Origin of the sequence: Rhizobium sp. NZLR1 (assembly GCF_017357385.1) — a bacterium.
GTDB lineage: Bacteria > Pseudomonadota > Alphaproteobacteria > Rhizobiales > Rhizobiaceae > Rhizobium.
In genome coordinates this window covers 216,619-238,906 of sequence record NZ_CP071636.1, presented here as the reverse complement: position 1 = coordinate 238,906, position 22,288 = coordinate 216,619, and the positions used below count along the sequence as shown (strand labels likewise).

At 58.6% G+C, this 22,288-nt stretch carries 21 protein-coding genes and 1 pseudogene; 10 read left to right on the top strand and 12 right to left on the bottom strand.

Going from position 1 to position 22,288, the window contains the following annotated elements; genetic code table 11:
* Window positions 1-5 precede the first annotated feature (5 nt).
* The gene (locus tag J3O30_RS31615; protein WP_207585773.1) at window positions 6-242 is read left to right on the top strand and encodes a hypothetical protein; all 237 of its coding nucleotides are present in this window, start codon (window positions 6-8) and stop codon (window positions 240-242) included.
* 93 nt (window positions 243-335) lie between these two features.
* Here the strand turns inward: J3O30_RS31615 and J3O30_RS31610 are convergent, their stop codons facing one another.
* From J3O30_RS31610 to J3O30_RS31590, 5 genes are all read right to left on the bottom strand, one after another.
* Window positions 336-1,445, bottom strand: a complete 1,110-nt coding sequence (locus J3O30_RS31610) for an AI-2E family transporter (RefSeq protein ID WP_207585933.1) — start codon at window positions 1,443-1,445, stop codon at window positions 336-338.
* Window positions 1,446-1,477: 32 nt separating this feature from the next.
* The gene (gene ppk2, locus J3O30_RS31605) at window positions 1,478-2,320 is read right to left on the bottom strand and encodes a polyphosphate kinase 2 (protein WP_207585772.1); all 843 of its coding nucleotides are present in this window, start codon (window positions 2,318-2,320) and stop codon (window positions 1,478-1,480) included.
* Window positions 2,321-2,337: 17 nt separating this feature from the next.
* The gene (locus J3O30_RS31600; protein ID WP_246762909.1) at window positions 2,338-4,038 is read right to left on the bottom strand and encodes a SulP family inorganic anion transporter; all 1,701 of its coding nucleotides are present in this window, start codon (window positions 4,036-4,038) and stop codon (window positions 2,338-2,340) included.
* Between the two features lie 120 nt (window positions 4,039-4,158).
* Entirely contained in the window at window positions 4,159-5,316 is a 1,158-nt protein-coding gene (locus J3O30_RS31595) for an HlyD family secretion protein (RefSeq protein ID WP_207585770.1), read from the bottom strand.
* Window positions 5,316-5,657 (bottom strand): DUF3302 domain-containing protein, encoded by a 342-nt coding sequence (locus J3O30_RS31590; protein WP_207585769.1) that lies wholly within the window; start codon window positions 5,655-5,657, stop codon window positions 5,316-5,318. The genes J3O30_RS31595 and J3O30_RS31590 overlap by 1 nt, the downstream gene beginning before the upstream one ends.
* Window positions 5,658-5,977: 320 nt before the next feature.
* Between J3O30_RS31590 and J3O30_RS31585 the strand changes: the two genes are divergently transcribed.
* Genes J3O30_RS31585 through J3O30_RS31575 form a run of 3 tightly spaced genes read left to right on the top strand, consistent with a single transcriptional unit; the run spans window position 5,978 to window position 8,709 of the window.
* Window positions 5,978-6,289 (top strand): hypothetical protein, encoded by a 312-nt coding sequence (locus J3O30_RS31585; protein ID WP_207585768.1) that lies wholly within the window; start codon window positions 5,978-5,980, stop codon window positions 6,287-6,289.
* 41 nt (window positions 6,290-6,330) lie between these two features.
* Window positions 6,331-7,743, top strand: a complete 1,413-nt coding sequence (locus J3O30_RS31580; RefSeq protein WP_207585767.1) for a DUF3300 domain-containing protein — start codon at window positions 6,331-6,333, stop codon at window positions 7,741-7,743.
* Window positions 7,744-7,776: 33 nt separating this feature from the next.
* Complete coding sequence (locus tag J3O30_RS31575) at window positions 7,777-8,709, top strand: DUF2950 family protein (RefSeq protein ID WP_207585766.1); 933 nt, start codon at window positions 7,777-7,779, stop codon at window positions 8,707-8,709.
* Window positions 8,710-8,805: 96 nt separating this feature from the next.
* On the opposite strand, the gene J3O30_RS31570 is transcribed toward J3O30_RS31575, so the two are convergent.
* Window positions 8,806-9,309 carry a CYTH domain-containing protein gene (locus J3O30_RS31570; RefSeq protein ID WP_207585765.1) on the bottom strand — a complete coding sequence of 168 codons (504 nt, stop codon included), beginning with the start codon at window positions 9,307-9,309 and terminating at the stop codon, window positions 8,806-8,808.
* 36 nt (window positions 9,310-9,345) lie between these two features.
* A complete protein-coding gene (locus tag J3O30_RS31565) occupies window positions 9,346-9,807 on the bottom strand; it encodes a hypothetical protein (RefSeq protein WP_207585932.1) in 462 nt (153 codons plus the stop codon).
* Window positions 9,808-10,062: 255 nt separating this feature from the next.
* Here J3O30_RS31565 and J3O30_RS31560 point away from each other — a divergent pair, with 255 nt between their 5' ends.
* Complete coding sequence (locus J3O30_RS31560) at window positions 10,063-11,844, top strand: hypothetical protein (RefSeq protein WP_207585764.1); 1,782 nt, start codon at window positions 10,063-10,065, stop codon at window positions 11,842-11,844.
* A gap of 273 nt (window positions 11,845-12,117) precedes the next feature.
* On the opposite strand, the gene J3O30_RS31555 is transcribed toward J3O30_RS31560, so the two are convergent.
* The 4 genes and pseudogenes from J3O30_RS31555 to J3O30_RS31540 form a co-directional block, all read right to left on the bottom strand.
* On the bottom strand, window positions 12,118-12,786 hold the full coding sequence (locus tag J3O30_RS31555) for a hypothetical protein (protein WP_207585763.1): 669 nt from the start codon (window positions 12,784-12,786) through the stop codon (window positions 12,118-12,120).
* Window positions 12,787-13,203: 417 nt separating this feature from the next.
* Window positions 13,204-13,575 (bottom strand): annotated as a pseudogene (locus J3O30_RS31550) (Lrp/AsnC family transcriptional regulator); the annotation flags it as partial.
* A 79-nt stretch (window positions 13,576-13,654) separates the two neighbouring features.
* Window positions 13,655-14,860 carry an MFS transporter gene (locus tag J3O30_RS31545; protein ID WP_207585762.1) on the bottom strand — a complete coding sequence of 402 codons (1,206 nt, stop codon included), beginning with the start codon at window positions 14,858-14,860 and terminating at the stop codon, window positions 13,655-13,657.
* A 605-nt stretch (window positions 14,861-15,465) separates the two neighbouring features.
* Entirely contained in the window at window positions 15,466-16,650 is a 1,185-nt protein-coding gene (locus J3O30_RS31540; protein ID WP_207585761.1) for an MFS transporter, read from the bottom strand.
* A 1,004-nt stretch (window positions 16,651-17,654) separates the two neighbouring features.
* On the opposite strand from J3O30_RS31540, the gene J3O30_RS31535 reads away from it, so the two are divergent.
* The 4 genes from J3O30_RS31535 (at window position 17,655) to J3O30_RS31520 (ending at window position 19,819) form a co-directional block, all read left to right on the top strand.
* Complete coding sequence (locus J3O30_RS31535; RefSeq protein WP_246762908.1) at window positions 17,655-17,891, top strand: nitroreductase family protein; 237 nt, start codon at window positions 17,655-17,657, stop codon at window positions 17,889-17,891.
* A gap of 78 nt (window positions 17,892-17,969) precedes the next feature.
* Window positions 17,970-18,956, top strand: a complete 987-nt coding sequence (locus tag J3O30_RS31530; RefSeq protein ID WP_207585760.1) for a quinone oxidoreductase — start codon at window positions 17,970-17,972, stop codon at window positions 18,954-18,956.
* A gap of 180 nt (window positions 18,957-19,136) precedes the next feature.
* On the top strand, window positions 19,137-19,391 hold the full coding sequence (locus tag J3O30_RS31525) for a plasmid stabilization protein (protein ID WP_207585759.1): 255 nt from the start codon (window positions 19,137-19,139) through the stop codon (window positions 19,389-19,391).
* On the top strand, window positions 19,388-19,819 hold the full coding sequence (locus J3O30_RS31520; RefSeq protein WP_207585758.1) for a type II toxin-antitoxin system VapC family toxin: 432 nt from the start codon (window positions 19,388-19,390) through the stop codon (window positions 19,817-19,819). Before J3O30_RS31525 ends, J3O30_RS31520 begins: the two co-directional genes overlap by 4 nt.
* 129 nt (window positions 19,820-19,948) lie before the next feature.
* On the opposite strand, the gene J3O30_RS31515 is transcribed toward J3O30_RS31520, so the two are convergent.
* Complete coding sequence (locus tag J3O30_RS31515; protein ID WP_207585757.1) at window positions 19,949-20,815, bottom strand: helix-turn-helix domain-containing protein; 867 nt, start codon at window positions 20,813-20,815, stop codon at window positions 19,949-19,951.
* Between the two features lie 102 nt (window positions 20,816-20,917).
* On the opposite strand from J3O30_RS31515, the gene J3O30_RS31510 reads away from it, so the two are divergent.
* Window positions 20,918-22,234 (top strand): alpha-glucosidase/alpha-galactosidase, encoded by a 1,317-nt coding sequence (locus tag J3O30_RS31510; protein ID WP_207585756.1) that lies wholly within the window; start codon window positions 20,918-20,920, stop codon window positions 22,232-22,234.
* Window positions 22,235-22,288: the final 54 nt, after the last annotated feature.

The window sequence follows — 22,288 nt, the reverse complement described above, 5'->3', positions numbered from 1 at the left end:
AATCGATGGGCAAAGAGTGTGGACGGAGGAAATTGATGCTGAGGCTCCCCGAGTTCCGTCCTGATTTGGCCGATCAGGCCAGTGAGGCGCTGGGCGAGATTTTTGAGGCTTATGATCTTGCCGCCAATGCTCTGGACCGCTTCCGAAGGCAGCATCCAAGGCAACAGACGCTGATCAACGAGTACGAACAAGTCTGCCGCGAAATAGAGCAAGAGGTCGTCGTCTATTGCACCAAAGACTGAACACGGAGAACACCCGAGAGCGTTCATCGAACAGACGGAGATATTTCATCTAAGCCGTCGCACGACGTCAGAATCTGTTTGGGCCGACTGATTTCAAGCCGCGTTCGATCCGTCTGGTGCATCTGATGGCCATGCCCAGGCTCTCAGAAGTTCATAGAAGACACTCAGGACGATCGGTCCCAAAAATAGCCCCAGCAGACCGTATGATAGGGTGCCTCCTATCACGCCGATTAGTATGATCGGCATGGGAGTCGAGAGGCCCCTAGACATCAGGATCGGCTTCAAGATGTTGTCGATGAGCGTGATGGGGACCGCAATGCAGGTAAAGACGAAGGCGGTGACGGGAGACCAGGAGAACCAGGCCCAGATGATGGCGGGCAGGAGCACCAGGCCGGGCCCGAGCTGCATCACGCAGAGCATGAAGACCAGAAAAGTCAGCGCGCCGCGCGCCGGCATGCCAAAGACGGCGAAACACAAACCGCAAAGCAAGGTCTGCAGAAAGGCAACGCCGATGACACCGCGCGATACGTTTCGCACGGTCGTTCCGGCCAGCCGGGCAAAGCCGACACCTCTGTCCCCGCCGACCCGGCTCGCCAGCGCCTGAATTGCTGTCGCCAAGCGCGCCGCCCTTGTCAGAAGCAGGCCGGAAAGCATGATCGATACGACAAAGCTCAACAGGCCGCCGCCAACCGAGGCGAGCTTTGCAACAACAACGCCCATGACCTCACGAATGGGCGCCTGAAACTTGACGATGGTGGAGGCCAGGTCACCGGCAATCTGGTTCCATGTGTCATGGATTCGCTCGCCGACGATCGGCCATTCCCGCACCGCCGCCGGGGCGGAGGGGAGCGTGACGTTTCCTGTCCACAACTTGCCGATCAACGCCTGCGCGGCATCGGCAAAATTGACGGCAACGAGGCCCAGCGGTGCGATGATCAGGACAAGACAGCCGACGACAATGACCGTCGCCGCAATTCTCGGTCTGTTTCCGATCAGCCGCGTGAGCGCTTCGAACATCGGGAACAGTGCGACCGCAAGAATGGCCGACCAGATGACGATGAGTGCGAAGGGCGCGATGAGAACCATGGTCCAGTAGGTAAAAAGCCCGATGATGCCCAATCGAACCAGATCGCTAACTTTCGCCTCTATCGAAACCTGTCCGGCCTCGCTGCTTTGCGTCGTCGTCTCGGCTGATCTGTCCATCATCGCGCCCGCCAGTTCCAGGCTCGTTTTGTTTATGGCGTGACGTCGGGCACGACATGTCGGATGCTGTGATCGTCCACGAAGTCGGCCGGCCGCTTCTGGCGTTTTTTGAGATCCGGCGCATTAAACTTGACGCGTTCATAAGGGATGGATTGCAGGATGTGCGAGATGCAGTTGATCCGCGCACGTTTCTTGTCGTCCGACGGCACAATCCACCACGGTGCGTGATTTGTATCGGTCATCCGCAGCATCGCGTCATAGGCGCGCGTATAATCCCACCAGCGCTGATAGGATTCGACATCCATCGGGCTCAGCTTCCATTGCCGCAGCGGGTCGTCGATCCGACGCTTGAAACGACGCTCCTGTTCCTCCTCGCCGACCGTGAGGAAATATTTCAGCAGAACAACGCCGCTTTCGACGATCGAAGCCTCGAAGCGAGGCGCTAATTCAAGAAAGCGCTCTGCCTTCTTTTCGCTGCAGAAACCCATGACGCGGTCGACGCCGGCACGGTTATACCAGCTGCGGTCGAAAATCACGATCTCGCCGGCTGCCGGCAGATGGGCGATGTATCGCTGCATATAGATCTGTGATTTCTCGCGATCGGTCGGAGCGGGCAGCGCCACGACGCGGAAAACGCGCGGACTGACCTTTTCCGTTATCCGCTTGATCATGCCGCCCTTGCCGGCGGCGTCGCGTCCTTCGAAGATGATGACAATCCTCGCACCGGATTTCTTCACCCAGGCTTGCAGATGCGCAAGCTCCACCTGCATGCGGCCGATTTCTTTTTCATAATCCCACGACTTCTTTTTCTTTTTGTCCTTGCCGCCATTGTCGGTTTTCACATCGATCTGGCTCGGTTCGTAATTCTCGTCCATGGCTCTCCCTCCTGTGCTTAAGGTACGTTGGCTTCCGAAGCTGCCGTCCCGGTCTGATCGAAATCGCCGATCAGCGTTCGCAGGGCTTCTTCCCTGCCGTTGAAAAGATTGTCGGCTCCGATCGCCTTGATGACGCCGGCGCGTTCGAGAATGCCGCGGCTCTCTTCGCTGAGGTCAGCAATCGCGAAGATGATGTTCCGCTGCGCAAGGAGCTCGGCCACGGCCTCCAGTGCCGTTGCGCCGGTGCTGTCGATATGCGTGATCGCGCTCGCATCCAGCACGAGGCATCTGGTCCCGACAGCGAGCTCCTTTGCCACCGATGTCAGCCGCATGCGCAGGTAGTCGGCGTTGTAAAACAGAATGCTGCCCTGAATGGCAAAGACGGCCGCGCCCTCGACCGAGCGGGCTTCCGGAAACCGGCGAAGATCAAAGAAGCCATGCCGTCCCTCGATGCGGCCGAGAAGACCGTCGCGCGGGAACATCGTCTGACGCAGCAGATAGGCGAAAGTCGCCGCAACAGCGACGACCACGCCGTTGAGGACCCCAAAGCTGATCGCACCCCACATGGCGATCAGCGCAAAGATGAATTCCATCCGGCTGACACGCCAGATCTTCTTCAGTTCGTGAACATCGATGAGGCTGATCGCCGCCGTTGCAAGGATTGCCGCCAGCGCCGGAATGGGAAGTATCCGCAAGGCACTGTGAAGGAAAACAAGAGCGGCAATCAGGGTCGCTGCCGATACCAGTCCCGCGGCCTGCGAGACGCCGCCCGTCGACAGGTTTATCGCGGTTCGCGAATCCGAAACGCTGACCGGAAACGAGCCGAAGAGGGCGGGTGCAATATTGGCAGCACCAAGTCCGATCAATTCCTGATTGGCGTCGACCTCCTCTCCGGTTCGCGAAGCGAAGCTTCTTGCCGCGACGATGCCGGCGCCGAAGCTGACGAGAAAGATGGCGGCTGAACCGAGCACGATCTTATCGAGAGGCATCCGATGCAATGCGGGCAGGGACAGGCTCGGCAGCCCGCTCGGGATGTCACCGACAACCGCGATACCCCGGCCTTGGAAGTCGAAGATCGCAGAGAGAACAACCGAGAGGACGACCACCAGAACAGGGCCCGGAACTCTGAAATGGAAGGCCCGGACGACCCATAACAACGCGAACATGATGAGGCCGAGAAGGAGCGAAGGCCAATGGATCAGACTGCTCTTGGCGAGGAGCTCGACGAGTGGCGGGATCAACCCATCCGATTCAATCTTGAGCCCTGTGAAGCGGCCGATTTGTCCGACAAGGATCGACAGCGACACGCCGGCGAAGAACCCCACCAGAATGGGACGCGACAGAAAGCTCGCGAGAACACCGAGCCTCAACAACCTTGCAGCAATGCAGCAGACACCGACACCGAGGGCAAGGGCCGACGCGATGGCGATCCTGTCGGTATCGGTCGCCGCCGGTCCAGTTGCGATGATCGCACCCATGGCGGCCGCCAGCACGGTCATGGTCGCGGCGTCGGGCCCGACGACCAAGAGCCGGGAAGGTCCAAAGATCGCATAGGCGATCGGCGCGACGATGCTGGCATAGATGCCCGTCTCAGGGGGCAAACCGGCGATGGCGGGGTAGGCGATGGCGCTCGGCAAACCAACGGCTGCGATCGACAGGCCGGCCGGAATGTCACTGCGGAGCCAGGCTCTGTTGAAGCCGGCAAGGCCCCGCAACATGGGAAGACTTCCTATCACCACTGGCTCCTTATCCCTTGCCGTTGGCCCTTGCCCGCTCGGCGCGCGTCGGATCTTGGTATTGCGGCGCAAACCGACGCAGGGTTTCTGCGGGACATGCCGTTAGTGTTCGAGGAACACGAAGTTCATCCAGCTGCTCATCCGCAACAGGACCTTGCGAAGGACTGCGACGTGGTGCCAATGGTGGGTGTAGACCGCGACATCGGCGACGACGCCGCCCGGTAGTTGATAATCGTCTGTGTTTTCGAGCAACTCGATCTGAGCCAGCGTTTGCCCGGGCGATATGCGCTCGGGCGATTGCGGATCGATCAGCGCACCGCTCGGCTGGAGTTGGCCCTGTGCCATCACATCGATGACCCCCTGCACCCGGGCCTTGAATATCTTGCCGGGCACGGCTCTGAAGGAGACCTCCGCTTCATCGCCGACGCGCACTCGCTGCAGCGAGTTCTGGATGAAAGCTGCCGCCAGCATGCGGTCCTGGCTGTCGATGAAGACCATGACCGGCCGCAAGGGCAGAGGGTTGGCCATCATTCCGGGGCGGAGGAAAACCTGCGTGACGTAGCCATCGGTCGGAGCCCGCACGACCGTCTGGTCGAGTTCGTATTCGGCGTTGTTCAATTCCGCTTGCAGCCTTGCAACTGTCGGGTTGGTTCCGTTGATCTCTGACTCATAGGCAAGTCTCGCCTGCACTGCTTGGGCGATGGCCGTGTCGACCGCAGCCTGCGAAGTCAGGTAGATGCCGCGCCGGTTCTCGACCTCAAGTTCGGAAAAGACGGCGCCCTTGCCGCTCGACTTCGCATTCTCGTTCGACTGCTGGAATTTCTCAAAGGCCTGCTGCGACCTGTCCCTCGAGGCCTCTGCGCCCGTGACCCCTGAATTGGCTGCATCCATGGCCGCTTTCAATTGCAGGACGGACTGCTTGGCTTCGGCGAGCGCGGCATTCTTCTGATCGACGGTGAACTGGTAGGGCCTCGGATCTATGCGAAAAAGAATGTCGCCTTTTTTCAACGGCGCATTCGCTGTCACCGGGACCTCGACGACCTGGCCTCCGACGACGGGAATGACCGGAGCCGAGGTGAAGTAGATGCGACCGTCGCCTGAATAGGGATGGTTGTAGCTCATCAGCAGCAGCAGGGTAGAAATGAGGAAGATCCCTCCAAGGACCGCGGTTGCGAGCGTCCACTGGTTCACAGGGATCCTGAATATTTTAAAGACTGCCCAGCAGATCGCGGCGTAGGTGAGTATGAGGAGCAGATCCATCAGGCGTTCTCCTTCTCCGGCGTCTTTGTCTCGAGCTCGGCGATTCTTGCATGGAGACGAGCAATTTCCGCATTCGCCTCAGCTTCCGCCGATAACTTTCCGTCCTGCCGGATGCCCCAGCCCCTGTCTTCGCGGTAAAGCGTTGCCCAAATGAACAGAAACGGCCAGATCACGTGGAGCGTGAAGAGGCTGACCCATCCTGCAACGTGTATCGCGTCCTGATGGGGGTGGTTTCGTGCCTTGGCCATCAGGTGGGGAATGTCGTGAATTGCAATCACGGCGTAGAAAAGGGTGACCACGACGAAGACCAAGACGCCCAAGGCAAAATAGTCGAGAAACACGGATCCCCCTTCTGGCTTGGTCTGCCCGAGCCATCTTGATCGCAAGCGAGGATTGGATAGTAGGCCCCTTTCGGCGCAAAGACCCGTAGCATCGCGTAATCTCTATCGGGGCGTCCCCAGCCGATCTGCCTGAGTGGATTGCCGGAGTGGGACGGAAAAACGCCGGATAGGCAGATGCATCCCGTTCCATGGCTTGGTTGTCGAATGCGCAAATCGATTCGAGCGCCGGCGAGCGTAGGATCGCGTATTTTACGTCTTGAGGCGGTTCGCCTGATATATAGTTCCGTATCTGCTGGCGCAGTTCGGTGGCGGGGGCGGAGATGGTGTCGGGAGAAAGTGGTTCGACATATTTGTCCGCCCTCGAAGCGGCAGAAGCTCATTTTCCCGACCAGGCAAGGCTCGTGCAGCGACTTTTCTACGTAAACGAGGCCTTTCACAGCATGTGCGAGGATCTCGCTGCGGCGGCGCAGGCATTGGCGCATGTCGAACAGCTGTCTGACGCCGTAAGGGAGGCGCGGCGGCTGGAATATGCAGGCTTGGTCGACGCATTGCTGAAAGAGATGAGGGAAGCGATAGCACAATCGAAAATTGTGATGCTCAGGCGGACGCCAGTTAGTCCGAAACTGCGGTGAACGCTTCTGCCATTCAACGATTAAAGGGAGGTCCTTGTGCGATGAATAGAGTTTCCCGCAAGCTGCTGGTTGGGTTGTCGACCTTGGCGATCATCGCGTTGCAGCCGGCACTTCCTGTCAGAGCGCAGGCTCCTGCACCAGCTGCGGCGCCCAACCAGGCGGATGCAGAACAGTCCACGGCGACACTCCTTTCAGACGATGAACTTGAAGTGCTCGTGGCGCGGATCGCGCTCTATCCGGACGAACTGGTCGCGGCGATTTCGGCCGCCTCGCTGTTTCCCTTGCAGATCATCGAAGCCCAGCGTTTTCTGGATACGAAAAAGAAGAATGCCGACCTCAAGCCCAAAAGCGACTGGGACGGCAGCGTCGTCTCGTTGCTCAACTACCCCGATATCGTCAAGATGATGAGCGAGGATCTCGATTGGACCCAATCGCTTGCCGATGCGCTCACCAATCAGCAGAAGGATGTGCTGATTGCCATTCAGCAACTTCGCGACGAAGCGGTGGCAAAAAACATCATCAAGACGGATGACAAGGTGACGGTCGTTACGGAAAACGACAATGTCATCATCCGTCCGACCGATCCGGAAAAAATCTATATCCCGCAATATCCGCCGGAGATGCTTTACGAGCCGGGCTATGCTTCTGAACCGATCTCCTACTATCCGGAGCCGTACGACAATTATTACTATCCCGGAGCCGCTTTCTTTGCCGGCGCGGTAACCGGGGTCGCCTTTGCCGCCATCGTGAACTGGGACGACTGGGGTGTGTGGGGAGGTCGCTGGGGCGGTGGTGACGTCGACATCGACTGCAACAATTGCCTGAACGGTCGAAATTTCAACGGGAAGATGAAGTTTAACGATGTCGATTGGTCGAATGTCGACCGCAGCAAAATGAGCATCGGCAAGGACCAACTTGCCAAGCTGGACCGTTCGTCGATCAAATCCGGATTGCAGGCCGACAATCGCAATCAGTTGCGCAACAGAGCGTCCGAAATAAATGCAAGCCAGAGGACGGGCACGCGTGATGTCGGCGCCCGCGCCGACGATATCCGGAAGGGAACGGTGCAGGGGCTGAAGGAAAAGCCGCGACCCGGAGCGCCGAACGCGGCCAATCGTCCGGGGGCGTCACGCCCCGACGCGCGCCCCGCGAAGTCGGCCAATCGCCCGAACAAGCCGGCCGCAAGGCCTGCGCAGAAAGCCAAAAAACCGCAAATGGCCGCCAGGTCCGACAATCGCAACCGGCAGCCGAGTGCGCTTGGCAATGTCCAATCCGGCCGCCGGGAAGCGGTTTCTTCGAAGCGGGGTGCGCAGAGCATGGGCGGCCAACAGCGCTCTGCGCCGCGCGCCGCGCCACAGCGCTCCCGCCCTCCAGTATCCCACGGTGGTGGCCGTGGTGGCGGTGGCCGTGGTGGTGGTGGCGGCGGTGGCCGTGGCGGCGGCGGCCGGCGATAAATGTCTTCCTTCCAAAATTGCCGGAGTTATATGATGAGAACTCAATCACCCTTGATCCTGCTTATGCTTTCTACCGCGCTCTGCGTTTCCGCGACCCCGTCAGTGTCGCGGATGCAGACTGATCTCACCGAGTTTGCGGCGGAAGGTCCGACGCCGTCGTTTGGCACGCCGGCCGAGGTTCTCGATCGGCTGAAGGCAGCGCTGGCTAACAACGATGTCGACGGGTTCGCAGGTCTTCTCGGCCTGAAGGCGGACAAGCTGCGGTCCAGCAACGAGGCGATGATCACCTATGGGCTGATCCGCGAAGGCGCTGCACGGCAGATCATCCTGGAGGATCTCGGTGGACGGAAGTTCGTCGCGATCGGCGACCGGCTTTGGCCTTTGCCCTTCCCGCTGACGGAAAAGGACGGGAAATGGTCCTTTGACACCCAGGGCGGCCTTCAGGAGATCATCAATCGCCGGATCGGCGAAAACGAACTCGCGACGATCGACACCATGCACGAATATGTCGCGGCTCAGTATCAATATGCGTCCGAGGACCGAGATGGCGATGGCATTTACGAGTTCGCGAAAAAATTGATTAGCAGTCCGGGCAAGCTGGACGGCCTGTATTGGGACCCGAGCGTCTTTGGCGAAGAAAGCCCGGCAAGCGCCTTGGTCGAGACGGCTGCCTTCGGCGCCGCCAAACGCGGCGAAGGTTATTTCGGATACCGCTATCGCATCCTGATCGCCCAGGGTGACAATGTGCTGGGCGGTAAACAAAGTTACGTCGTCAACGGCTATATGACCGCCGGCTTTGCGTTGCTCGCCTGGCCCGTCGCATATCGGGTGACCGGCGTGGAGACATTTATCATCAACGGGGCGAGTGTCATCTATCAGCGCGACCTCGGTCCGCAAACGGAACAGCGCGCCGCGGCGATCAAGGAATTCAATCCGGACGCCAACTGGACGGTTGTCAGCGAGTAGATCCAAGAGCGTGTCGCCCGAAAACTGTGAGTATTTTCGCGCGACTTCATCCTTGCCCTCTCATTGGAAACAGGATTCAGACTTGGCCGACCCGGCCTACAATAATCCTGTTCTAGCGGTGACGCCTTGCGCCCGGGAGGGAAGGTCCAGGGCAGCGGCCATGGCGCGGTTGGAGTAGCGCTTAATGCCTGTGACTTCTTGCCCAAGCCAGCTCGGCAGGTCTGGCCGATCATCTTCGCTTGCCATTTCTATCTCGGCGAGCGTCAATCCCTCATAGAGCCCAGCAAAGACGTCTATGGTCCAGCTTCTGCCGTGATGGAGGACCTGGTAACGCGTCTTTTCAATGACATGGCCGGTGGCATGGAGGAGCAGGTCGCGGGCCTCTTCGACGGGAATTTCGTACTCGAATTCCTCCTTTGAGAGCTCCGCTATGCGGAACTTGATCGTCAGGCACGCAGAATGCCCGTCGATCAGGCGGACGCGTATCGAACTGTCTTCGCGGGACAGGTAAGCCTGCTGCAGGACATGCGAGTTGCCGGCGCTATCGCGCCAGCTATTATCGCGGATCAGGAACTTGCGTTCGATCTCGGTCGCTTTCAAGTGATGTTCCTCCGCCCCGACCAGCGGCTCCTGCGGTCAGTCGACAGGCGGCTCCCAAGTGAGGAAGAAGCCGACATCTCCAGGCATGCCGTCCGGGAAGCTGATGATCATGGCCTTCAGCCCGTAGCCCTGCGGCCTCGCAACCTGCTCGAAGAGTTCGAGGAGTTCCTTTGCCTTCCCCTGCAGGGTCTTCTGCCATCCGGGTAGGTTGTTATTGATGGCGCGGCCGCTGTCCGAGCAGAATGTCGACGGGAAACTGTAGATCAGCGCCTCGTATTTGCCGTCTGCGGCGGCTTTCATCACCAGCCGCTTGATAACGGTGCGTTCTGCTTCGCCGATACTTTTTCGAAAAAAATCCTCGACGAAATCCGCATGTTTTTTTGCTTCACGCGCCTTGATCTTGTCGCTACGGTCCATCTCGAGAAGCTGAAGCTCCAGAGCACGTTTGCGCAATTCCTCCGCGCTTGTCATGGGATGCGGGGTCGAGGGCTCAGTCATGGCAGCTTCCTCCAGAATATCCGGTGATGATAGAGGGAGCTGGGGCATTAAGGCAGTAAAATACATGTCGGCTGTGGTAGAATACGGTATCTTACGCTGGGATTTCTGTGACGTCATACCTCATCTGACTATTGCGCGAATCCCTTTGGCCATTATTGGGCTGCTCGGTTGGGTCGGGATTGCCGTTACGCCAGGCTGAGATTAGTGTTGGGCAGCATACTGCAGGTTGTTGGAAATCGGAATCCGGGGGGCCTGATGACGAGTGCAGGCATTAACAGGAGCATCGCTTCGCAAGACGAGGTGCATCAGCAACTCGAGCGTATTCTTGCCAGCCGGGAGTTTCGCCTCCCGGAACGGGCGAGAAGATTCCTCGAATTCGTGGTGATGGAAACGCTTGCAGGCCGCCGCGAATACCTGAAAGCGTTTACCGTTGCACAAGCCGTTTTTGGCAGGGATGCGAAATTCGATGCCCAACAGGATCCATGTGTCCGGATCGAAGCAGGGCGGCTGAGACGCGAGCTGGAACACTATTACCTGACCGATGGCGGCGCTGATCGGGTTATCATCACAATTCCCAAGGGCGGATACGCGCCAGTCTTCGAAGTCAACCCCGATGCTGAACTGATCGAGATGTTGCCGGTGGAGCAGCCTCTTCGCTCGGCGTTCTCAGGCGACGACGGCGAGCAGGCCAAAGCGGCGGCAGACGAGATCGGCGAGGTGCGCCGACACGTATCGAGGCGGCATTGGCTTCTCGTAGCAGGCGCGGTGATTGTCTTCGCCGCGGCAGTGGGCATATTTCAGCAAGTGGGGTCGCCGCGCTCGGATCATGGGGCCGCACAGGGAGCCGATACCCGCCCCAGCATTATCGTCGAGCGTCTTGACGCGTCGTCCGGGGGGGCGCCCGCGACCGATATCGCTCGGGGCATGACCGACGACATCATCGAGAAGATGGTCCGCTTCAATGAAATCATTGTGGTCACCGCCATGCCGCGAAATAACGGCGTCCCTTCGTCACAGCCGCTCTACGCCCTCCAGGGAAGTGTGGAGCTCGAAGGCAACCGGCTGCGGTCAATCGTAAGGCTCGTGCGGCGGGCGGACGCGGCGGTCATCTGGGCAAGTAACTATGATGTGGACACGAAAGTGCAAGGCATTCCAGAAGCCCAAGCAAGCCTCGCTGGGGACATAGCCACGGCGGTCGCGCGCCCATTCGGGGTGATGTTTGAGAGCGATACCGCAACCATCGCCGGAAGCGCGGACACTTTTTCGTGCATTCTCTCCTATTACAGCTACCGTAGCGAAATGACGGTGCAGGCCCTTGAGGTGGCAAAACATTGCCTGCAAGCGGCGGTGGAAAAAGCGCCTGCCGATTCCAATGTTGCGGCGCTGCTTTCGCTGATAAATCTCGACGAGTTCCGCTTTTCATACCAGCTTCACACGAAACCGACCGCTGCGACGCTTGGCGTCGCGAAGGCGCTTGCCCAACTGGCGGTGCGGCTCGATCCGAAGAATGCGCGTGCGCATCAAGCGCTGATGCTTGCCGACTTTTTCGGCAATGATCAGGCTGGGGCCTTAGATGCCGGCGCCGCTGCCTATGCCAGCAACCCGAACGATACCGAAGTGGTCGGTGAATATGGCTTGCGCCTTTCAATGTCGGGGGAGTGGGATAGAGGCTGCGGATTGATTTCCGAGGCTGTCGGGAAAAATGCCGGTCCGCGCGGATATTACGAGGTTGGAATGGCGCTGTGCGCTTTCATGCGGGGCGATTTGCAAGCTGCCGAACTATGGTCGCACATGTCGGACCTCAACTACAATCCGATGCATCGTCTCGTATTGCTTTCGATTCTCGGGGCGCTTGGAAAGAAACAGGAGGCCCAAGAGCAACTGGAATGGATCAAGAGCAAATCACCTGCATTGATCTCGAACGTCAGGCCCGAAGTCGTCACACGGCTGGCGCGGACCGAAGATCAAGAGCGGTTTCTCGCAGGAATAGAGGCCGCCGGCCTGTCCATGCCAAACGACAAGACGCCGAAGGAATGACGGATTCAATCAGCCGCCGTGCCTGAGCGGATGGCCCAAGTTGCCCGATGAGCGCCTGCCTCCTCGGCTGAGGTCAATCGTTGTGCGTCACCGGTCGAAACTCCTTCTCCACGATAAAGATTCGACGAGCGCACACTGGTCAGGGTGCTGTCTGAGCAAAGCGAAGACATCCCAACTGACTTTCCAGGGCAAGCATGAATGAGACGTACACGGCGTTCGACCGCAGCCCGCAAAAAACAGCTCGGCTCTTACCAACTAACGCGGTCGCTTGGTTTACTCGGCGTCCTCGTTCGCCCTGGGAAACAGTTCAAGCACATTTGACCCGTTCGAGGACGCTGGAGTGCCTGGCTTTCGGCGTCGCGAACCGCTTTGTCCAGCCTTTTGAATAGCTGAAACGAGCCCTTCGCGCTGGCGATAATAGTCGGGCTTGGCAGGCAGAGTCAGGTCGAACTCTTTTAGCATACGCTCAATGATGTCCATCGCTTCAGCCGCGAGATTAGCATAACCTTCTTGGCGTCGCTCGAAGAAGCCACCGTATCTCGGCTTGGAAAGGTCGAGACTATCCAAGGCGTATGAGAGGTTTTTCACGCGGTTCGACAGCCACAGAATTTCGTCCGAAAGCTCGGCATCGAAAATGTTCCAATTGGCGTTCGCTGGTAGCACAAGGGTCGGATCTGGAACGTGGAACACGAATTCGCCTTCATCAATAGGATTGAATTCGGGCATGTCGTGAACGGCAGTATAGCTGGCTCCGACAAAGTCATCTAGCGCCAGCACCGTCATCATCGCGAGGTTTCTCGTTTCGGCCTTTGGGCGCCGGTTGATTCCCGTCTTCACAAGTCGAATGACGTTCGGAAGCAAGGAACCAGCAGCTAAACTGCCAGCGCCTATGAACGCTCCCATTGCCATGATCCCTTGAGTGGTTTCGAAGAACTGCGTCAATAGTCACCTCGTTGAATAGGAGATGTGAATTGCGTCAAGCAGCAGACGCTGACGGAATCCGCACTTTCCGTTCCAGTTTGCCTTGAACTGAAATGATAGGGAACTCGGTTTCGCCGGAATGCTCTCCATCGAGCGTGACGACCTCAGTTCCGTTGAAGCCTTGGCAATGAGCTGTTGGTCCAACGATCAATCAGCATCTCAAATGAGATCGAGCGGCTTCGCTTTCAAGGACCTCCCGATAATCGGGCCTCGAACGATTTAGCGGTTATGGCAAATCGACTAGTCGGACGCGCTCGGAGGGATCGCCCTCGTCTGTCTCGGCTGCAACTCGAACCACATTCTTCGTCCGAGCGAGATCCCGGTGATGGCCGCGACTCTTGCGAGAGGTGGATTTGGACATGAACCAGGCCTTGGCTGCAGGAGCGGCAGGCGGCGTTTGACGGAGGTGCCCTTGATGACAGCCGTGCTGGTGACGGCGTATTCAGAGAGAGCTTCAAGAACATCTTCCATCTGCTCGATCGAATGGACGACCAAGCGGGCGAGGAAAGGATCGTCACCGGTGATCTTGTCGCATTCGATAAATTCCGGCCGCTCCTGAATGAGTCTTTCGGCAAGATGAAGCTTGCCGGGGAGAGGCCTGATCCTCACCATCGCCCGGATCTGATAGCCGATCGCGCGCGTGTCCACATCGACCGTGAAATCCCGGATAACTCCGGTTGCCTCCAGCCTGCGAACACGCTCCGAAACGCATGGCGCGGCCATGCCGATGAGGCGGGCAAGCTCGCTCATCGATAAGCGGGCATCCGAATCGAGCGCGGCCAGAATACGTGCGTCAACCTGGTCCTGTTGCCGCTAGCTTCCTTCGAGCTTACACGGCCTGCACATTCTGGTCCTTCGGCAGCGAGATCGTCATCGCCGCGGCGGCGGCGGCCGTGACTGCAACCGCGAGATAGATGCCGCTGAAACTCTCCGTCGATGTCTTGATCACGCCGCCAAAGAAGTTCCCTGTAGTGCCGCCGATGCCTTGGAACACGGTGCAGATGCCTAAGACAGTCACCGCGACGCGGGGCGTGGCGCGATGTGAGACATAGGCCGGCAGCAGGCCATAGATCGGATAAAAGCCCAGCGAAAAGAAGATGCCTGACAGGATCGAGAGTTCCTTCGAGGGATCGAGGACCACGAGGGCGCCGGCGGCAAGGAAGCTTGAGTAACAGGTAAGCATGGCATAGCGCGATCCGAGACGCGACGATATTGTGCCAATGGCGAAGCCTGCGCTGATCCCCACCGCCCCGATCGTTGCCCAGAGCCATGAGGCAAAGCCGACGGAATAGCCGAGTTCCTCGCGCAGGAACGGCGAGAGATAGGTGAGATAGGGATATGGCATCAGGCCGTTGATGAAGCCGAGCGCGAAGATCAGCGTCACCCATGGCATGATGGAGCGCAGGCTTGCTGAACCGCCGGCAGTTGGCGCGAGCGTTTCGTCACTTGTCCCGCTGTCGAAGAGGCCGGCCCGCCCGAAGAGAATGTGGGTGACAACGGCCAGTGCGATCGTGGCCGCGCCTGTGAGGGACCAGACCATCTGCCAGTGACCGCTTCCGGCGTATGCCGCCACGAGTGCGCTGTTGATGAGGACGCCAAAGGCCGGGGCGCTGGAGATTAGGCTCATGGCAAAGCCGCGCTGTTCTGCTCTTACCACCCGCGAGGCGAGATTAATCATCGGCACGAAAGTCGATGCGCCCGTCGCGCCGGCGACCATCAGCAGGCCGGCAACCACATAGAGATTGTCGATGATGGGGATGCCCGACAGGCAGAGCCCGCAGAGCGACACGGACGCCACCACCGTCCGTGCGGCACCGATGCGATGGACGAGCCAGGTGCCGAGCACGGCGAATGCCACCGTGGAAAACTGGACTAGGCCGGTGACCGTGCCGACGAACGCATAGTCGAAGGCAAGATCTTTCCGCATGTCGGGGATGATCTGAGGAAAAAGGCTGAGGCCGAAGCCGTAACACGTGCCAACGCAGGCGATCATGACGGCTACGAGAACGTTACCCGGGATACGCACGTTAGTCATGATGATCGGCCTCTGTTGGCAACCGGGTTCACGCTCCCGCTCGACGCGATGATCATCTAGCATGGGCAGCCGGCGGACTGTCGGGTCTGCGACGCCGGCTGCCGATATTGCCGCGCTTCGGGTGCCCCGGCATCGAGCGCGCCAATAGTCTTGCGCGGACCTTGGCGTAGTCGTGCCCCAACCATCAAAGCACCGGCACTCCTGTTCAAGACCCTCACTCGCGACGCATTGCTGAGTGCTCCTTTAGCTTTGTGCCGGCGAAAACATGCCCACCGATCACTATCACCTCGATAACAGCGATAAGGATTCACCTAGGTAAAGGAGGAGTTGTCCTACGCCAAACCCAGGGCCGTCGTTTTCAGATCAAGGCTTCCTTCCTCGAAGACGGTCGCGCGTTCAGGACGGTGACAGTCCGGAGGTTCACGTCAAAGGGCAATGCAAAGGAATACTTTAGCTTTGGGCCGGGCGAAGTGAACGCTCTCTTGAAATTCATGACGGACATTAAACGTATACACGTTAAGGGAGCACCGAGCACGCCGCTATTGCGTGCTCGCTTATGCTTTTCGCTGAACCTATCGAGCCGCCGAAGCAGCCAGCTCGATCGATCACCCGTTGACGCTCCGAACGCTCGCAACGCTGCCGTCGCAGGCCGCCCGGCGCTTAGCAAGCACCTTGACCGAAAAGAGCGCGTAGATGATCAACGGAAGGCAGGCGAGATAGGATGTCCTGATGCCCGCATGTTCGGCAATGAAACCGAGCAGCGGCGGCGCCAGGAAGAAGACGACGAAGGTCATCTGGCCGAGGGCGGCGACGTTGAGATGCGCCGCGCGATCTGTGCGCTGGGCCGCCGCCGAGACGGCGAGAGGATAGACCGCGCTGCAGCCGGCGCCCATCAAGGCAAAGCCCGCCAGCGCCACATAGGCATGCGGAGCGCCCCAGACGGCGCAAATGCCGATCGCCGAAAGAACAAGCAGCATCGTGGCGACGGCCCGCGCGCCAAACCGATCGACCAGTGGATCGACGAAAAGGCGCGCCAGCGCCATGCAAAAGGTAAAGAGCGTCAATCCCAGTCCGCCAACGAAGGGCTCGACCGAAAACACGTCGCTCATATAGATCGCCGACCAGTCGATCCCGGCACCTTCGACGAGAAAGGCCGCGATGCCGATCACGCAGAGCGGCATGAGGCCCCAGGTGGGAAGCGCCACCAGCGGCGCCTTGCCTTCATTCAACGGGGTCCGCGGCGGCGCATTGCGCATGCCGGAAATCGCCCAGACGCCGAGGACAAGCACCGCGGCAAAGGTCACGGCGAGATGGAGTTGCATCGAAATACCGGCTTGGCGGACGACTGAGGAGACAAGCGCCGTGACGAAGAAGCCGAGGCTCCAGAAACCATGCGCCCTGTTCATCACGCCGCGTCCTAGCTGTGCTTCGATGCGATCAATCTCGACATTGAGATTGATCTCTAGCGCCCCGGCGAGCATCCCCTCGACGAAAAGCACACAGAACACCACCGGCGCCGCACCGATCCACGGCACCAGCGATAGCAACGCAGACGTGCCGAGAACAGTAATGAATGCCGTTGTCCGCGCGCCGAGCCGGGCGATCACCGGCGAAGACAAAGTCAACGAAATCAAGGCGCCGATCGCAGCCCCTATCAACGTCAACCCAAGCTCCGACTTGTCGACGCCAAGCGCAACCTGCAAATCCGGCATCCTCGACAGCAGCGCCCCCAGCGACACGGCGAAGAGAAAGAAGCAGACATAGATCCGCTGCTGCGGCGCGATTTTCATGATGCAACTCCGGGAATTGACGCTCGAAGCCGAACGCGCGCTTTTGGATTTGTGATGTCTAACTCACACGGCCGGAGATCAAAACTTTTTTCTGAGGAGATGCGACGGAGCAGGCGAACTTAGGGACCGGCGATTTGCCTGGGTGTTTAGTCCCGGCAGCGCGACGGTTTCGGTGGGAGCCCCGCAAGCCAATATAAGTTTGCACCTCGTTACCGTGAAACCTGCGCTTGAATTCAGCTTGGCCCTGAACGTTGAAAATCCGGCGGTTAACGAGCAGTGACAGGAATACGCGCTGATAGAGGTAGCACAAAGGTGCTCTCGGGAAATTGGCTTTTTTCGACGTTGGCCAGCGGCGACAAGCCGAGAGTCATGATCTCGGCTCCTTCTTGTCTAAAACGATCTGCGGCATATTTCGTGAGCCCGATCGGCATAGGCCGTTGTGCCCGGGATTTTTCGCTTGAGGGGGCGAGGAATGTCATCCCGGAGCTTGCTGCGTTCCTAATGCCGCACGCTATTGCAGCTGCGAAGCTGGAAAATTAGAGGGCTGTCGGTAGCCGGTCAACTCGCCGCCCAGTTGTCTTTGTCCCGAATTCAGACGGTCTGAACTCCGGATCCCGACAAAACCGGGATAAAAGCAAACGCCCCTGACATCACGCGTGGTCATTTCATCCCCTTGCGCGATAGGCCACTGTTCGAGCGCGAACCTCATCCACTGCGCATTTTGACGTCAGGCGAGGCGCGCGGCTGATTGCAGTAACGCCGGCATAAAGTGCGCACCAGCAGGCCTGTAGGCCCGGGCAACTGTTGTCTCCGCCCAACGGCATCCTGAAAACAGCGGATCGGCTGTTCAACTCCCCACATCCTCGACGTCGGTAGGACGTTCTCTCACCCTTGGTGTGATTTCGGCCACCAAATGGAGTGTGCGGACTAACACCGAGCAGAATTGGCCGGCTCATCTCGAATTGATATCTTTGTGATTGTCTGAGCAAGGATCATGGACGCGTATGAGGCGGTCACGACCCCGACAGGCGCGCAGGTTCACCGACCGCGAGATCCCGAAGGAAGTGCTGGAGCGCGTGCTGTCCGTCGCGAGCTGGGCGCCGTCTGGATCGAATATACAGCCGTGTAACACCTCCATGGTGAGTGGTGCGACGCTTGCCGAGCAAGTAGCGCGCCGGAAAACCGTGGCCGCCGGCGACCCTGGACGAACAAGAAAGCAACAGGACTATCAAACGGGCTGAAACGTTCAATATGTCGAACGCCAGTCTTTGTGACCGTCACGCAAAACAGTGCCGCTATTTCGCTGAAAGGAAATCATAATGTCGCTCAAAGCACGAGCAGCACGCATTCATCAGTACGGTCCGCCTGAGGTCCTGGAGTTCGAAGACATCCTAGTCCCAGATCCTGGTGACGCAGAGGTCCGTGTCCGCAGCACAGTCATTGGCCTCAATTTTGTGGATGTCTATTTCAGACGCGGCACGATGGAGGTTCCGTCATTTCCCGCAATTATCGGCAACGAGGCAGCGGGTGTCGTCGAGGCCGTCGGAAGAAACGTTGCCTCGGTGAAAGTCGGCGACCGCGTCGTCTTCGGTCACAGCACAGGCGCTTACGCCAGCGCGGGCCTCCATCCCGCCGACCGGTTGGTGATTATACCGGACGGTGTCACCGACGAGCAGGCCGCGGGCAGTTTTTTGAAGGGTTTGACGGCGAGATATCTGGTCAAGGACGTTGTACCTTTGAAGCCCGGCGACACGATCCTCTATCACGCCGCCGCGGGTGGCGTGGGCCAGATCTTCGTGCAGTGGGCTAAGTCACTCGGGTATCGTGTCATTGGAACAGTATCCAGCCAAAGCAAGGCAGACGTTGCACGCCGGGCGGGATGTGACCACGTCATCAATTACAGCACGGAAGATTTCGTGGCGCGCACCTTCGAACTGACTGATGGAGTTGGCGTAGACGCGGTGTTTGATTCCGTCGGAGAAGACACCTTCCGTGGTTCGCTTGCCGTACTCAAAGTTCGTGGCACCTTGGTCCAGTTCGGTAAGGTATCCGGCGAAATTACTCCTCTTGATCCCTATGAACTTGGCCCGCGAGGGCTGCATCTGACATGGCCAATGCTGCAGCATTACGTTTCAACGCCTGCCCAGACCGCTGAGGCCGCCGCCGATCTGTTTGCGGCAATCAAATCGGGTGTCCTGAGGGTCGACCCTACCCGCATCTATTCATTCGACGACCTCGTCGAGGCTCATCGGGATCTTGAAGGTCGATTGACAACGGGTTCAGCGGTCCTTCGCGTGACGCAGTAGCGAAAAGAACGGAAGCCGCGCGGCGGTCGTACTTGTCCAGGGCGGGTGTCTTTCATCAATTCAGGTCTCGCTTGATCTGATAACACTGAAGTTATTTCGATGCTTCTGAATCCACTTGAAAAGAGAAATCATCCGGCATAATTTGATATCAACGAAATCACGTTTGGTTGGATGATATCAATGCCAGCGGTCACCATTCGCAATCTCTCGGATGAGACACATCGCGCCCTGCGGGTGCGAGCAGCTCATCATGGCAGAAGCACCGAGGCTGAAATCCGTGACATCCTCGAGGCTGCCGTTCGTCCATCTGAGCGCGTGAAACTCGGCTCTTTACTTGCGGCGATAGGTCGGGATGCCGAGCTTTCCGACGATGATGTTGGAGCCCTGCAGCAGGGTCGCGATAAGGCACCTGCGGAGCCGATGACGTTCGAATGATATTGCTGGACACCAACGTCATATCAGAGCCGTGGAGATCGGTTCCCGACGTGGCAGTGATCGCTTGGTTGGACGCACAAGCAATCGAGACACTGTTCCTTTCTACCATAACAATTGCCGAACTTCGTTTTGGGATTGCTTCCATGCCCCCAGGCAAACGGCAGGCTATCCTTCACGATCGCCTGGAGCGCGAAGTGCTTCTGCATTTTGTCGAGCGCATTCTACCCTTCGGCGTCACCACCTCGCAGTTTTATTCAGACCTCATGGCGCGTGCTCGGCTGTCCGGGAAAGCGATCGGCAAAGCTGATGGATATATTGCGGCCACGGCAGCGGCGCACGGTCTCGCGGTCGCGACGCGCGACACGAGCCCTTTCGAGGCCGCCGGGCTGAAGGTGATCAATCCTTGGTCTTCACCAAAATCATCTTGAACGTCGAGCTTCGTATCGTTCAAGACCCCAGCATTTTTATCCGCATCCGGGCCTCAGCTGGGCGCCTTGGGAACACATCGTAATTTCAGAGGTGCACTTCTTGCGGAAGACGTTGCGCTTCCGACAAATTCAGCCTGCCAAAGGGTTCATCCCGCTCACCGATTCGCGGAAATGACGCGGAGTGGTCCCCGTTCGCCCCTTGAATATCTCGTAGAAGCGACTACTGGAGCCAAAGCCGCAGTCAAAGCCGATCTGCAGGATGGGAGCGTCGGTGTCGGTCAGAAGCTGCATCGCCCGCGCCATCCGATATCGGATCAAATACTCGTTGACCGATATTCCCAACACCTTGCGGAAAGCACTGTTGGCCGTGCTCGGGTGGATATTTGCGCGCTTCGCGAGCTCGGGGATGCTGATCGGGTTTGCATAGTGCATATTGATCAGGTCGATGAGCCCCTCGACGTATCCCACCGCGTGGCCGGCCATAGGCGCCGGAAACAATTGGGTCGGCACGGTCTCGATTTTAGCATTGTCCAGGATCAGGCGTCTTATGCGCAGGCGCACCTCATCCACGATCAATTTGCGCCTTGCCTTACTCCCTGACTGCCATTCCCTTTCCCAGCGTGCAAACATCGAAACATCCGGGTTTTCCTGAGGTCCCTGCGTCAGGAAGCGGCCCTGCATGATCAATTGCCTGGCCCCTCTGTCTACCGGCAGGGCAAGGAAATCGACGAGGGGAAGATAAGCGCACACCAAAGGCGCGTTTTCGGTAACGGCGATCGTCTGGTGCGGGATCGCCGCCCAGAACAGAACCAGCCGCCCGGCCTCTACCTGTTCCTGTCTGCCGTTGAACAGGTAGGTCATCTGGCCTTCCATCAACAGGTTCAACTCGACGTGGTCGTGCCAGTGCGGCGCTGCCATCGCATCGGCCATGTGACGCTCGATCAGGAATGCATCTCTCGATGCAATCCATTCGGCGCGATCGTGATTCCGTTTCATTTTCTGGCTTCGACTCGAATCCCGGAATTATTAGTCGGATAGCAGGAGGAAATTCTGATTCAGAAGGAGCACTAAGCAATCATAACCGATAGGGAGATTGCAATGCCGAAGATTTGCCTGGTGGGCGCCGGTAGCACCGTATTTGCGCAGAACATTCTGGGAGATGTCTTGTCCTCGCAAACGCAGGGGGCTTACGTCATCAGCCTGTTCGATATCGACCCGGAGCGGCTAAAGACATCCGAAATCGTTGCTCGCCGGATTTGCGAGGCCCTGGGGCGTTCAAGCGTCAAGATTGAAGCCACTTTGGACCGGCGCGACGCTCTTCGCGGGTCGGACTTCGTCATCCTCATGATGCAGGTCGGCGGTTATAAGCCGGCGACGGTGACGGACTTTGACGTTCCGAAGAAATACGGCTTGCGTCAAACGATTGCCGACACTCTCGGCATCGGCGGCATTTTCCGCGGCTTGCGCACGATCCCGGTATTGGAAGCGATCTGCCGGGATATGCAAGATGTGTGCCCGCAAGCGCTGCTGATGCAATACGTCAACCCGATGGCCATCAATTGCTGGGCGATCAACGAACTGGCGCCGGAAATCCGCACGGTCGGCCTGTGTCACAGCGTTCAACACACTGCCGCCCATCTTGCAAAATGCCTGGACGAAGACGTTGCCGACGTCAATTACGTGTCCGCCGGTATCAATCACGTCGCCTTCTTCCTGAAATACGAGAAAGTTCATCGCGACGGCCGCCGGGAAGACCTTTATCCGCGATTGAAAGCGCTGGCGGTCGAGGGTCGTGTTCCGGTCGATGACCGCGTACGCTTCGACGTGCTCCAGCGCCTTGGCCACTTCGTCACCGAGTCCAGCGAGCATTTCTCCGAATATACCTCCTGGTACATCAAGGAGGGTCGAAACGACCTGATCGACCGGCTCAACATCCCGTTGGACGAATACCTCCGCCGCTGCGATGTGCAGATAGGCGAATGGCGTGCCCTGCGGCAGGAGCTGGAAGGCGAGAGACCGATCGAGGTTTGTCGCAGCAACGAATATGCTGCCGGCATCATCCATGCTGCGGTAACCGGCACCCCGGCCTTGATCTACGGCAATGTTGCAAACAATGGCCTGATCGAGAACCTGCCTGCGGACTGCATCGTGGAAGTGCCCTGCCACGTCGACAGAAACGGCGTCCAACCGGTTCGCATTGGACGGATTCCGTCCCAGCTGGCGGCTGTCATGAATCTGAGTATTTCCGTGCAGCGGTTGACCGTTGAGGCTGCCCTCACAAAGAGCCGCGAGCGCATTTATCAGGCCGCTCTGCTGGATCCTCATACCTCCGCAGAACTCTCGCCCGACCAAATCTGGAGCATGGTCGACGATCTTATCGACGCTCACGGCGATCTCCTGCCTCAGTATCAGTGACATCAGCAACATCGCCGTTCCCTAAAACGCGCCGCGGCATCCGCGGCGCGTTTC